Raw genomic sequence first — 12,041 nt, forward strand, 5'->3', positions numbered from 1 at the left:
TGTTTCAGGAGGACGGTCCCCAGTTGCCGTTGCCGGGAGTGGCCGAACTCGGCGTCGTCAGAGGCAGGTTGACGAAGGACGCCGCTTGCGGGGAGCGCTCGACGGTGTAGATACCGCCGGCCAGGTTCGCCAGTTCCTGCGGGGTCGGGGCGACGGGGTAGTGGAAGTCGGCCGGCGGTTGGCTGTTGATGCTGATCTGGATCCGGTAACCGGCCGGAATCCTGGTGAAGTTGGACAGCAGGGAGATGTCGTACCGAGTCGTCTGGCCGGGTGTCACCGGGCGCTGTGATGCCTGGGTGGAGGGGTGGCCGGGTTTGAGCAGGGTGCCGTTGTCGCCGTACCAGCTCTCCTGGGTGTCCACGGCGCGTTGGCTGCCCAGGAGGATTCCGTCGGCCTGCTTGGTCACCGTCCCGTCCGGCGCGACGATGCTCAGCTTGGCCGACAGTTCGGTCTCCGGTGTCGTCGACTTGGCGTAGAGAGTGACGTCGGTCGGGCCGTTGAGCAGGGCCGCCTTGGCGAGCGGGGCGGTGGTGTACGTCAGTGTGTTGGCCGCGGTGGCCGCGCTCCAGCAGAGCGAGTCGCTGCCCTCGTCGGTCGGTTTGCCGGGAGTGAGGGAGCCGTTGCCGAGGTAGTAGGTACGGGCGTCGGAGGACAGGGGCCAGATGGCGCTGTCGACCCAGGTGTCCGCGCCGTTCTCGAACAGGTGCAGGGGTGTTGAGGTGGTGGCCATGCCGGTGGGCGCGTTCTTGAGCCAGGTGTCGAACCACTCCAGGCGGATGCCCTGCAGCGTCGACTCGTTGACGTGCTCGCCGTGGGTCCAGGGTCCGACGATCGCCTGGTAGCGGCCGGTGACGGGTTCGTCCGACGAGATCGGATCGGTCAACGGCCGGTGGTAGTAGGCGTTTTGGGCGGACACGTAGGCGCCGAGGTTGCCGCCGGGGAAGAGGTCGTTCCAGCCGGCCTCGGTCAGTGCCGGAACGTTGTTGCCCACGATCCGCGGCATGAGCTTCTGGACGTTCAGGGACTGCCAGTAGGCGTCGTTGTACGAGCGTGAACCGCCCGAAGCCTGCTGGGCGATGGTCACCGACTGCTGGTCGGTGGCGGGGTCGTCCTCGGGCCCGCGCGGCTCGGCCCGGGCGATGCCGGCCATGAAGGAGGTGGTGATCCCGCCGTTGCCGTTGAGATCGTTGTAGAGGTCCGAGTCGGTGCAGAACGGTGTGATGGCTTTCAGCGCGGAGTTCTTGCCCACGGCCGCGGCGGTGAACCACTGGTCGACCCCGAGGTAGGAGCAACCGTCAAGCCCCACCTTGCCGTTGGCCCCCGACAGCGAGTGGGCCGCCCAGTCGACGAGGTCGGCTCCGTCCTTGCCCTGCCGGGCCCCGAACCAGTCGACCTGCCCGCCTGAGTCACCGGTGCCGCGCACGGCGGAGGCCACGTAGATGTAGCCCCGCTGCACGAAGTAGGTTCCGCTGTCCGCGGGGTCGGAGCGCTGCGCGCCGTAGGGATTCTGGGTCAGGAGCACGGGGAACGGGCCCGCCGCGCGGGCGCCGGTGCTCGGGTCGGTCGGGTAGACGACCTCGACGGCGATCTTCACGCCGTCGTCCATGGTGACGGTGGTGTGGACGGGCGCGCTCGCCGCGTAACTGGCCGCGGGCGGCTGCCAGTTGGTCGCGTGCACGGGGAGTGCGGTGGCTGTCGTCCGGCCTGCGGCCACGAGGAGGAGCACCGCGGAGACGCTGCTCAGTACGGTGACTCTGTGCGGCAGTTTGATCCCGTCGCTTGCCTTGGGTTTCTTCATGCGGCTCCTTGAGGCGGGTGGGGGGTTCCTCGTCACGCCGTCTGCGGGACGGCCTGCCGGTCGCGGTTCAGGGCGAAGAGCGGGAACACGGTGCGTCCGCGGATGTCGTTGGTCAGTTCCGCCAGGACCAGATAGAAGGCGACGGCGGCCAGCACGATCTCGACGTAGCCGGCGGTGTGCAGCACCGAGTCGCTCGGCACACCCGCGCTCGAAGCGCCCAGGTAGGCGGTCACCAGCAGCACGATCGTCAGCGTCAGCAGGGCGAACGCGCTCACGATCACCGCGTTCGTGCCCAGGCTGGCGACGGCGAAGACCAGCGTGACGACCAGCCACGCGATGAGGAACAGCCCCAGCGACTGCATCACCGCGTGTCCGCCCGCGGCCGCCGTAGCCTCTGCCGACGCTCCGCCGGCCTTCGCCGCGGCCGCCGCCGCTCCCGCGATGTGGGGCGCCGCCCAGAACTCGATGACGGTGTAGCCGAGCCAGAACGCCCCGTACGCCGTCAGGAACGCGGCTGCGAACGACGCGCCGGACGCCAACGCGAAGAAGCCCGCGACGAGTTGGACGATGCCGCCGTAGAAGAAGGTCCCCGCCAGCACGATCGTGCCGTCGGCCGCGTCGATGATTCCGGCGGTGTGCAGGCCCAGGATGAGCGAGCACCACGCGAATCCGGCCGCCCCCACGGCTGTCGCGTGACCGATGTGGGAGGTGGTGACTGTCGGGACCGGCGGACTCTGGGCATCGTGAAGCGACACTTCGGCCATGGTGACCAACCCTTCTGGAATGTCGACAGCGGGGGCGCTCGGCCCGCGCCGTCAACCGAATGGTCGGTAGTCTGGGAACGGCCGGTTGGGGCTGTCAAGGGATCGAACCGAAGTGGAAAACGCCCTCGATGCCGCCTCGGCGACGACTGTCGACAGGCCGACCGCGGAGCGTGGGCGGCTTCACGGGTACGCCTTCAGCGCTCGGATCCCGGGCATCGTCCCTGATGGGAAGGGGTGCCCGCCGTGCCGCCCGGCGTGGCCGGGTGGGCGATGGGTGATCGTCCGGGAGAGTCGAGTCGCGGGGCTTCCTGGGTCGAAGAAAGTGGAGATATATTCTCCGTAACGAGGGTGGGGGTGCCCTCGGGGCCACCGCAGACACCCGTCCACGGCGACCAAGCGCTCTACGGCGACGAAGCGCGACAAGAAGGAGCCACTTCCTGGCCATCCTCTCCGACGTGTCCCAGTCGCTGCCGGCCACGGTGCGCCGCGCGCTCGACGAGCACCTCCCGGCGGATGCGCGGATCGCGACGGTGCCGCAACTGGAGCTGGCGCTCAGGGAGTTGGCGATCGACCTCGGCCCGTCAGCCGACCGATCGACGTGCCGGCGCACACGATGATGCACGACTTCTACCTCACCAGGAACCATGTCGTCTTCATGGACCTGCCCGCCGTGTTCAGCATCGAGCGGGCCATGGATCCGACCGGAGGCATGCCGTACGTCTGGTCCGACACCTACGGAGCCAGGCTCGGCGTACTGCGCAGGGACGATCCGTACGGCGACATCCGCTGGTTCGACATCGACCCCTGCTACGTCTTCCACACCCTCAACTCCTATGAGGAGAACGGCGGTCGGAGCCTCGTCCTGCTCGGCATGCGGTACCCGTCCCTGCGGGACGGCGTGACCGTGGCGACGGCGGCGCACCTGTGGCGGTGGACCATCGACCTCACCACCCGCGCGATCAGCGAGGAGCAACTGGACGACCACCCGGGGAGTTCCCCCGCATCGACGACCGACTCGCGGGCCTGCCCGCCGACTTCGGCCACGCCACCGCGGCACCCGTTCCGGAGCTCCCGCAGTACGACCCGAACGAGTCGCGTGCCGCGATCCACCGGTACGACCTCCGCAAGTCGAGCGTCGCCAGCCACTACTTCGCCCCCGGACGCTTCCCGGGCGAGGCGGCCTTCGCCCCGGCCGACGATCAACCCGGCGGCCCAGGCTGGCTCATGACCTACGTCTACGACGCCTCGACCGACCGCAGCGACCTTGTCATCCTCGACGCCGACAACCTCACCCGGGAGCCGGTGGCCACCATCCACCTGCCCCGACGGGTACCCGCCGGATTCCACGGCAGTTGGCTGGCGGACGCCTGACACACGGCACCCTGCCGAACCGGTGAACGGTGAGCCGTCCGCCGGGCCCGAACGCCCGGGTTCGGAGGACGGCTCTCGTCAGGGTGCCCCCGAACAGTCGTGACCAGGTGCCGAAAGGGACTCATGATGGGGGACGTCGCGGGGGCGGCACGCACGGAGGACGCGAAGCTGACGCGCGCGGCCCAGGCGGGTGAAGTCGCCGCGCTGGGGCTGCTGTTGAAACGGCACCGGGCCGGCATGCGCGCCGTGGCGGTGAGCATTCTGGGGCCGGGCGCGGATGCCGACGACGTGATGCAGGACGCGGCGCTGGCGGCGCTGCTGCGGATCGGGGACGTGCGTGATCCGGAGGCGGTGGGCGCGTGGCTGCGGATGATCGTGCGCAACGCCGGTCGGCAGGTGCTGCGGGAGGCGGTCGTGGTCCGGCCGGTGAGTGAACTGCCGCTGCGATCAACGCACATGGGCCCGGAACAGTGGCTTGAGCGCAACGCGCTGCGCGACTGGGTCTGGGAGGCCCTGGCGGAGCTCTCCCCGGCGTTGCGTTTGCCGTTGGTGCTGCGCTCCTTCGCCACCGGGGTCACCTCGTACGAACGGATCGCGGAGGTCTGCGGGGTTCCGGTCGGCACGGTGCGCAGCAGGCTGAGCCGGGGCCGGACCAAGATGGCGGCGGCCCTCGCCGCCACGGCGGACGCTCCGCACGGCGATGCCGAACAACGGGTCCGCGCCAGCCGAGTCGAGACCTACGAGCTGCTGGCCGCCGCAGGACACAAGGGACTTCGACCGAGCCCTCGCCTCACCCCGGACCGGATCGGTGTCCTGCGCTGAACTCCCCGAAGTAGTGGCCCTCTTCGATGTCCGGGACCAGTGCGGGGTGCGTCGGCCGCCACCCTGTGAGCTGCCGCGTGAGTGCGCTCGACGCCGGGGTGTCGAGCGCGACCAGCGGAGCGAGGAAACCGACGAAGTGCCGGCTCGCCTCCTCGGGTGTCAGGCTGACGGCGGGGACCTTCAACTGGCGGCCGATGGCCCGCGCGATGTCCCCGAACGGCACTCCATCCTCGGCGACCGCGTGGAGGGGCGTACCGGCAGGGGCGGATTCCAGGGCGAGTCGGTACAGGGTCGCCGCGTCACGTCGGTGCACCGCCGGCCAGCGGTTCGACCCGTCGCCGACGAAGGCGGACACACCCGTCGTACGAGCGACGCCGACGAGCGTCGAGATGAACCCGCGCGTGTCCCCCGGGCCGTGCACGGTCGGGGCCAGCCGTACCGAGGACGAACGCACTCCGCGCTCGCCCGCGACGAGGACGGACAGCTCGACCTGGAGCCGTAGAGCCGTGACGGGGTTGGCGACGGTGGGTGTCTCTTCGGTGAGCAGGTGGCCCGGTGTGCGGCCGATGACCCCTGAAGTGACCACGAAGGGCTTGCCCGTGCCCTCCAACTCCGTGGCGATCGCCTCCACCGCGTTCAGCTCGGCCTTCGCGCGTGCGGCCGGGTCGGTGGTTTCGGAGATGTGCTGGTTCGCGGCGTAGACGACACCGTCCGCCGCCGCGGCTCCGGCGCGGAGGCTGTCGGCGTCGTCGATGTCACCGCGGTGCACGTCTACGCCGGATCGCGTCAACGTGTCTGCGGCCGGGTCCGAGCGGGCGAGGCCGAGGACATGGTGCCCCGCGTCGAGGAGTTCGCGGACGACGGCGGAGCCGATGTAACCCGTCGCACCCGCAACGAAAACACGCACAGTGGAGATCCTCCAGGTCGGTTCGGGTCGACCCGGCGGCAGCGGACGGCGGGCTCACGCACCACGTTAGGAAGGGCCCGCGCGGGTGTCCAAGTCCTGTGCCGCATAGGGCGATGCGCGGCAGGCATGACCTCAGGTGGGCGCACGACGGTAGGTGATCCGGAGGGGAATGGCAGCGGCGCCAGGACCCGTGCCCTCGGGTCCCGGCGCCGCACTGTCCGCCGAGCTGCCTCCCGACCAGGCGGCAGGACCGGTCAGTTGATGGTGTAACTGTCTCCGTAGACCTTCCAGTTCAGCGGCGTGTTGAGGTCGAAGTTGCCGTTGCGGAGGAAGACGCGCTGTTCGGTGTCGACGCGGGTGGTGTCGCTGTGGGCCTCCTCCTGCTTCATGGCCCACACGCGCGCGTCGAGGAAGGCGTTGAGGTACGTCGTCTCGTTGCCGCCCTGGGCCGGCGGCTTGGCCGAACGCAGGGCGCGGGCGCGGATGTTGCGGAAGCTGGTGGGGTCGTCGCCGTCGCCGTGCATGACGATGGCGTCGTAGTACGTGAACTGGCCCAGCACGCGCAGCCCGTCGGTCTTGCCCTGGGTGACGGCGGGGTTGAAGTACACGCGGTCGCGTTCGTCGTTCTGCGCCTGCTGGAACACCGTGTCCTGGGCCGCCGTGCGCCAGTCCTTGGGGAAGTTCGGGTCGAGTCCGGAGTGCGAGTCGGTGCCGTTGACGTTGCGGAGCGCGGGGAGGTACTTGGCGAGGACGTTGCCGGGCTTGCGGGTCGCGTAGAGCTGCACGAGGTCGAGCATGTCGCCGGTGCCGGAGCAGAAGCCGATGATGCCGGCGGTGTAGCCGCGGCCGTCGCCTATGTCCTCGATGTACTTGTACTGCGCCTTCCAGTCGAGGGAGGAGTTCTCCGCGCTCGACACCAGCTTCATGGCGATCTCCTTCTTCGCCGGGTCGTCGAGGCCGATCGCCGCGGCGGCCGTGGGGGCTGCCGAGGCCTGCGGAGCGCGCAGCAGAGGTGCTGCGGCGAGCGACACGCCGATGAGCGCGAGGAGCGTCCGACGCGAGGGGCTCGTCGGCTCGGAGATCGCAGGGTCGCGGAACGGGTGGACCACGGGGACTCCAAAGGGTGGTGGGGGGTGGGGAGTTGGTCGTACCGCCGAACTGATAGGAAAGTTAACTATCAGAGGTTCGGTGACGAGGGCACCCACCTGGAGCCAAGTTCGTAGCTATGAACGAGAGTCGCGTGTCTGTGCGAGGGCGATGCTTGACGGTTTGCCCACGCTTGTCGCATCGGCCGTGTCGGCGATGCTCCGCGGCTTCCGTGCGTTGTACGGCTGAGACGGTCGCCTGGGACTCGTGCGTCAGCCCGGTGGACGGGTCGGCCGACTTCGGAGGTTATTCGGGGTTAACTGCCGGTCCGCCCGCTACCGTTGGGCCCATGAGGGTTCGTCACAAGGCGCGTGTCGTGCTGCTCGACGACGGTCATCTGGTGTTCCTGAAGCGGGGCTGGCCCGGCGGTGATCCGTACTGCACGACCGTCGGCGGGAGCGTCGAGCCCGAGGACGCGGATCTCGAAGCGGCCCTGCGCCGCGAGGCGTTGGAGGAGATCGGGGCCACGATCGGTCCGGCCACCGAGTTCCTGACCCTGACCGAGCCACGCGGGATGAGCACCGTCGTCCAGCACTACTTCCTCGCCGACCTGCTGGACATGGACCTGGACCGCCGGCACGGTCCCGAGCTCGACGACCCCGACACGGGCGACTTCGAACCGGTCAGGGTCGCGCTGAGCCGTCCGGGCGTGGCAGCCCTCAACCTCCAGCCCGCCGAACTCGCCGACTATGTGCTCCGGCATGTCGAGGCGTGGGGTGCCTGACAGCCGCCCCGCGGTCACAACGCCTTGAGCTGGGTGAGGAGTTGGAGGGTGTCGGTGTTGACCCAGTACTCCACGAACCTGCCGTCGCGCATACGGAGTGTGTCGGTGCCGGTGAACGTGATCACGGTCCCGGGTGCTGCCTTGGCGCCGGGGAAGCCGCCGGCGTAGGTGCCGGTGGCCGTCCACCGTATGGACGCGTAGTGGCCGTCGACCAGCGGGGCGATCTGCTCGGTGAAGCGGAGGTCGGTGAACGCCGCGCGTGTCTGTGCGATCCACGCGACCAGCCCGTCGACGCCTCGGATCGAGCTGCCGTCACCGCCGTCCATCAGGGCGGCGTGGACGCGGAAGGCGGGGGAGATGATGCCCGGCGCCCGGTCGTAGTCGCCGTTCCAGAGCCGGAGCCAGTCGTCGAGCATCGCCTTCGGCCGCTGCGCCCCCTCGTGGTGGCTACCGACGGTCGCGACCGTCGTCGCGGTGGTCTTCGGTGACGTGTCCGAGGCGGCGGCGGTCGTGGCCGTGCAGACCAGGACCGCGAGTGCCGCCGGGACGAGCAGCCGGGCGCGGTGACGGCGGGGTGTGCGGGCGGGCGGGGCGGTGGTCATGGCAGGTCCTTCCGAGTCGAGCGGGGGAGAGGGGAGGGAGGTGCGCGTCACGGCGTCAGTACGACCTTGCCGGCGACCGTGCCGGACTCGGCCAGGCGCAGGGCGTCGGCGACACGGGCGAGCGGCAGTCGGGCGGCGATCCGGGCGTTGACCTCACCGCGCTGGAGGGCCGCGAAGACCTGGGTGAGGTCGGCACTCACCCGGGCACGGAACCGGTTCTTGCTCAGGGCCCGCCCGGCCCAGACGTTGAAGAAGTAGGCGTGGCGGCCGTTGGGCAGCGCGTTCCAGGTCCAGACCCGGCCCAGGATCTTGAGCACGGGCAACTGCTTGGAGCCCTCGTCGTCACGGGTGGAGGCGCTGCCGTAGGAGACGAGCGTGCCGCCGGGGGCGAGGAGGCGCCAGGACCGGACGACGCCGGGGCCGCCGACGTGGTCGAAGACGGCGTCCACGCCGCGCGGGGAGAGCTCGCGGACGCGTGCGGCGAGGTCCGGGGTGCGGTAGTCGATGGGCTGGACACCCTGGTCGCGCAGCGCGTCGTGGTGGCGCGGGGACGCCGTGCCGATCACGTTCACCCCTGCGGCGTGGGCGAGTTGGACCAGGACGGTGCCGACCCCGCCGTTCGCGCCGTGCACCAGGATCGTCTGGCCGGCGCGGACGCGGGCCTTGCGGTGCAGCATCTGCCAGGCGGTGATGCCGTTGACGACCACGGTCTCGGCCTCGGCCGCGCCGATCCCCTCGGGCACCGGCACCACGTCGGCCGCGTCGACGAGCACATGGCTGGCCCAGCCGCCGACCTTGACCAGCGCGGCCACCCGGGTGCCGGCCAGGCTCGGCTCGACGCCCGCGCCGGTGCTCTGGACGGTGCCGACCAGGTCGTAGCCGGGGACGAAGGGGAACGGCGGCTGGTCGTAGTACCGGCCGCGCCGCATCTGCTGCTCGGCGAAGGAGGCCCCGGTCGCCTCCATCCGGACCACGACCTGACCGGGACCCGCGACGGGAACGGCCCCGTGCCGGACCTCCAGGCCCTCCGGCTCGACCTTGCCCGGCAGGACGACCTCGACGAGTGCGTCGGTGGTGTTGTCCACGTGGTTCGTGTTGTCCGTGCTGTTCATGGCGACCTCCACTGCGATCCGCTGTGAGCTAGTGGCTTTCGTGTTCGTTATAAGTTGTAACTCACGCGAGAAGGGGTCGTCAAGCGCAATCGTGATAGCTTCTAACTGAAGCTTGAGCGTGTAGTCCAGTGGGAGTGGAAGGCGGCCGGTCATGGCGGGAACGGGCACGAAGACCCCGCGCGAGCGCTATCGCGACCAGGTGCGCGCGGAGGTCAAGGAACACGCGCGGGAACAGATCGCCACGGCGGGCGCCTCCGCGCTCTCCCTCAACGCGATCGCCAAGCGGATGGGCATGAGCGGACCCGCCCTCTACCGGTACTTCGCCAGCCGCGACGACCTGATCACCGAACTCATCCGGGACGCGTACCGAAGCCTCGCCGACACCTTCCGCACGGCCGCAGCCTCCGGCACCGACCTGCCCGGCCTGGCCCACGCCCTGCGGGACTGGGCCCTCGCCGATCCCCAGCGCTACTTCCTCGTCTACGGCACGCCCGTCCCCGGCTACCACGCGCCCGACGACATCACCGGGATCGCGTCCGAGATCATGGCGGTCCTGCTGGACGCGAGCACGGAACTGCCCGCGGACGGTCCCACGACACCGTTCGAAGTCGACCTGGGAGCCCACCGGCACTGGGCGGGCGACCACCCCGCCCCACCCGCGGCCCTCCACCGCGCCCTGACCTTCTGGACCCGTCTGCACGGCGTCCTGTCCCTGGAACTCGCGGGCCACTTCACGGGCATGGGGTTCGACCCGGCGATGTTCTTCGACTCGGAACTGGCCGGGCTGGCGGAACGGTAGACGCGGTCCGACGGACTGCTGCGGGTCAGATGGTGAAGTGGTCCGGGTCGGCGGCCTTCCAGTCGGCCGCCCAGTCGGCCGGGGGCTCGACCAGGAGTTGGCCGGGGGACAGCCAGTCGTACAGCACGTCGTAGGAACGCACGGTCTGCGGGTCGATACGGCGTCGCAGCATGTGCGGCCGGAGTTGTGCGGGGTCGGTGACTCCCATGGAGGCCATGATCTGCAGGGCGCTGCCGACGGTCGCCTCCTGGAGGCGTCGCACGCGCGCGGCCTTGTCGCCGACGTCCAGCGCGCGGGCTCGACGCGGGTCCTGGGTGGTGACGCCGACGGGGCAGGTGTTGGTGTGGCAGCGCTGGGCCTGGATGCAGCCGACCGCGAACATCATGGCGCGGGCCGCGTTGCCGTAGTCGGCGCCCTGGATCAGGCGCTTCACGAGGTCAGTCCCGGTGGCGATCTTGCCGCTGGCACCGATCCGGATCCGGTCCCGCAGGCCCGCGCCGACCAAGGCGTTGTGCACGGTCATCAGACCCTCGGTGAGCGGTGTGCCGATGTGGTCGGCGAATTCGAGCGGGGCGGCACCGGTGCCGCCCTCCGCGCCGTCGACGATGATGAAGTCGGGGACGGTGCCCTCCTCGATCATCGCCTTGCACACGGCGAGGAACTGCCGCCGTGAACCGGGGCACAGCTTGAAACCGGCCGGCTTTCCGCCGGACAGCTCCCGCATCCGCGCGACGAAGCGGACGAGTTCACGAGGCGTGGAGAACACCCGGTGATACGGCGGTGAGACGACCGTCTCACCCTCCGGGACGTCCCGCACCCGGGCGATCTCCGCGTTCACCTTGGCCCCGGGCAGCACACCGCCGATACCGGGTTTGGCGCCCTGCGACAGCTTGAGCGACACGCACCTGACGCTCTCGGCCGACGCCTTCTCGGCGAACTCCCCGGGATCGAAGTCCCCGTCACGGGTCCGGCAGCCGAAGTAGCCGGTGCCGATCTCCCAGACCAGGTCGCCGCCCGGGCGCAGGTGGTACTCCGACAGCCCGCCCTCACCGGTGTCGTGCGCGAAACCGCCCGCCGCGGCCCCCTGGTTGAGCGCCAGCACGGCATTCGCCGACAGCGAGCCGAAGCTCATCGCGGACACGTTCAGCAGGGCCATGTCGTACGGCCGGGCGCAGTCCGGGCCCCCGATCCGTACCCGCGGAGGCTGCTCGGGCACCGCGCGGGGAGCCATCGACGGCACCAGGTACTCGTACCCCGCCTGGTACACGTCGCGTTCCGTGCCGAACGGCTCCTCGGCGGCGGTGCCCTTGGCTCGCTCGTAGACAATGCTGCGGATGTCACGGTCGAAGGGCCGCCCGTCGAAGTTCCGCTCGACGAAGTACTGCTGCAGCTCGGGACGGATGCGCTCCAGCAGGAAACGGGCGTGCCCGATCACCGGATAGTTGCGCAGCACCGAGTGCCGCCGCTGGACCAGGTCCCACACACCGAGCACGCCGAGCGCGACCAGCGGCACCGCGACCGCCCACCACCAGGGCGACACGGCAACGGCCAGACCGACCACTGCGAGGGCGGCGCCCACGACCACGGCGATCATTCCGGTTCTCAGCACGCCCCACGGGTAACCCGCCCGCCCCGTCTCATGCGGCCCGAACGCGTCGAGCGGACGCGTCTGGACATCGCCCGCATGCCGCACGGCGAGACGGGCAATACGGTCTTTCTGGAGGGCATCGGTCTCCGCCACCCGGCAAAGGCGGCCGTGTCGCCCCGGACCAGCCGCGTGACGGGGCAAAGGACCGTCCTCGCGCACCCCGGCCCACGAGGAGATGAGCGTCATGGTGAAGATCGGGTACACGATGATGACCGAGCAGGCCGGTCCGCGGGAGCTGGTGGGCCATGTGGTGGGGGCCGAGCGCGCGGGTTTCGACTTCTCGGTCACGTCCGACCACTACTTCCCCTGGCTGGAGTCCCAGGGTCACGCCCCCTACGCGTGGAGCGT

Annotated in this window: 11 protein-coding genes and 2 pseudogenes; 6 read left to right on the forward strand and 7 right to left on the reverse strand. The window is 70.1% G+C overall.

Annotation, left to right across the window (positions count from 1 at the left end):
• Positions 1–4: 4 nt before the first annotated feature.
• Together ACFWP5_RS14455 and ACFWP5_RS14460 are read right to left on the reverse strand one after the other, a co-directional pair.
• Positions 5–1,798: a CocE/NonD family hydrolase gene (locus ACFWP5_RS14455; RefSeq protein ID WP_384154996.1), complete on the reverse strand. Its 1,794-nt coding sequence runs from the start codon at positions 1,796–1,798 to the stop codon at positions 5–7.
• 32 nt (positions 1,799–1,830) lie between these two features.
• Positions 1,831–2,562, reverse strand: coding sequence for a GPR1/FUN34/YaaH family transporter (locus ACFWP5_RS14460; RefSeq protein WP_384154998.1), 732 nt, complete (start codon positions 2,560–2,562; stop codon positions 1,831–1,833).
• 455 nt (positions 2,563–3,017) lie between these two features.
• Between ACFWP5_RS14460 and ACFWP5_RS14465 the strand changes: the two genes are divergently transcribed.
• The 3 genes and pseudogenes from ACFWP5_RS14465 to ACFWP5_RS14475 all read left to right on the forward strand — a co-directional run bounded on the left by ACFWP5_RS14465 (position 3,018) and on the right by ACFWP5_RS14475 (position 4,755).
• Positions 3,018–3,179: a hypothetical protein gene (locus tag ACFWP5_RS14465; protein ID WP_384155000.1), complete on the forward strand. Its 162-nt coding sequence runs from the start codon at positions 3,018–3,020 to the stop codon at positions 3,177–3,179.
• A pseudogene (locus ACFWP5_RS14470) lies at positions 3,179–3,933 on the forward strand (carotenoid oxygenase family protein). Before ACFWP5_RS14465 ends, ACFWP5_RS14470 begins: the two are co-directional and overlap by 1 nt.
• 123 nt (positions 3,934–4,056) lie before the next feature.
• Positions 4,057–4,755: an RNA polymerase sigma factor gene (locus ACFWP5_RS14475; RefSeq protein ID WP_384155002.1), complete on the forward strand. Its 699-nt coding sequence runs from the start codon at positions 4,057–4,059 to the stop codon at positions 4,753–4,755.
• Here the strand turns inward: ACFWP5_RS14475 and ACFWP5_RS14480 are convergent.
• A complete protein-coding gene (locus ACFWP5_RS14480) occupies positions 4,724–5,662 on the reverse strand; it encodes an SDR family oxidoreductase (RefSeq protein ID WP_384155004.1) in 939 nt (312 codons plus the stop codon). The genes ACFWP5_RS14475 and ACFWP5_RS14480 overlap by 32 nt on opposite strands.
• Before the next feature lie 254 nt (positions 5,663–5,916).
• Positions 5,917–6,771: a chitosanase gene (locus ACFWP5_RS14485; protein ID WP_384155006.1), complete on the reverse strand. Its 855-nt coding sequence runs from the start codon at positions 6,769–6,771 to the stop codon at positions 5,917–5,919.
• 326 nt (positions 6,772–7,097) lie between these two features.
• On the opposite strand from ACFWP5_RS14485, the gene ACFWP5_RS14490 reads away from it, so the two are divergent.
• Positions 7,098–7,532 carry an NUDIX domain-containing protein gene (locus ACFWP5_RS14490; RefSeq protein WP_384155007.1) on the forward strand — a complete coding sequence of 145 codons (435 nt, stop codon included), beginning with the start codon at positions 7,098–7,100 and terminating at the stop codon, positions 7,530–7,532.
• A 14-nt stretch (positions 7,533–7,546) separates the two neighbouring features.
• Here the strand turns inward: ACFWP5_RS14490 and ACFWP5_RS14495 are convergent, their stop codons facing one another.
• Both ACFWP5_RS14495 and ACFWP5_RS14500 read right to left on the reverse strand, forming a co-directional pair.
• Entirely contained in the window at positions 7,547–8,134 is a 588-nt protein-coding gene (locus ACFWP5_RS14495) for an ester cyclase (RefSeq protein WP_384155009.1), read from the reverse strand.
• Positions 8,135–8,181: 47 nt separating this feature from the next.
• Positions 8,182–9,246, reverse strand: a complete 1,065-nt coding sequence (locus tag ACFWP5_RS14500; protein WP_384155011.1) for a medium chain dehydrogenase/reductase family protein — start codon at positions 9,244–9,246, stop codon at positions 8,182–8,184.
• Positions 9,247–9,397: 151 nt separating this feature from the next.
• Between ACFWP5_RS14500 and ACFWP5_RS14505 the strand changes: the two genes are divergently transcribed.
• Positions 9,398–10,045 carry a TetR/AcrR family transcriptional regulator gene (locus ACFWP5_RS14505; protein ID WP_384155013.1) on the forward strand — a complete coding sequence of 216 codons (648 nt, stop codon included), beginning with the start codon at positions 9,398–9,400 and terminating at the stop codon, positions 10,043–10,045.
• Positions 10,046–10,070: 25 nt separating this feature from the next.
• Here the strand turns inward: ACFWP5_RS14505 and ACFWP5_RS14510 are convergent, their stop codons facing one another.
• Positions 10,071–11,639 carry an FMN-binding glutamate synthase family protein gene (locus tag ACFWP5_RS14510; protein WP_384155019.1) on the reverse strand — a complete coding sequence of 523 codons (1,569 nt, stop codon included), beginning with the start codon at positions 11,637–11,639 and terminating at the stop codon, positions 10,071–10,073.
• A 238-nt stretch (positions 11,640–11,877) separates the two neighbouring features.
• On the opposite strand from ACFWP5_RS14510, the pseudogene ACFWP5_RS14515 reads away from it, so the two are divergent.
• A pseudogene (locus ACFWP5_RS14515) lies at positions 11,878–12,041 on the forward strand (LLM class F420-dependent oxidoreductase); the annotation flags it as partial.

The organism is Streptomyces sp. NPDC058469, assembly GCF_042721125.1.
Lineage (GTDB): Bacteria > Actinomycetota > Actinomycetes > Streptomycetales > Streptomycetaceae > Streptomyces.

What these genes read in the sequence shown, in the direction of transcription:
- ACFWP5_RS14505 (WP_384155013.1), top strand. Translation starts at nt 9,398, where the DNA reads ATGGCGGGAACGGGCACGAAGACCCCGCGCGAGCGCTATCGCGACCAG.
- ACFWP5_RS14475 (WP_384155002.1), top strand. Translation starts at nt 4,057, where the DNA reads ATGATGGGGGACGTCGCGGGGGCGGCACGCACGGAGGACGCGAAGCTG.
- ACFWP5_RS14510 (WP_384155019.1), bottom strand. Translation starts at nt 11,639, where the DNA reads ATGATCGCCGTGGTCGTGGGCGCCGCCCTCGCAGTGGTCGGTCTGGCC.
- ACFWP5_RS14495 (WP_384155009.1), bottom strand. Translation starts at nt 8,134, where the DNA reads ATGACCACCGCCCCGCCCGCCCGCACACCCCGCCGTCACCGCGCCCGG.
- ACFWP5_RS14500 (WP_384155011.1), bottom strand. Translation starts at nt 9,246, where the DNA reads ATGAACAGCACGGACAACACGAACCACGTGGACAACACCACCGACGCA.
- ACFWP5_RS14460 (WP_384154998.1), bottom strand. Translation starts at nt 2,562, where the DNA reads ATGGCCGAAGTGTCGCTTCACGATGCCCAGAGTCCGCCGGTCCCGACA.
- ACFWP5_RS14490 (WP_384155007.1), top strand. Translation starts at nt 7,098, where the DNA reads ATGAGGGTTCGTCACAAGGCGCGTGTCGTGCTGCTCGACGACGGTCAT.
- ACFWP5_RS14455 (WP_384154996.1), bottom strand. Translation starts at nt 1,798, where the DNA reads ATGAAGAAACCCAAGGCAAGCGACGGGATCAAACTGCCGCACAGAGTC.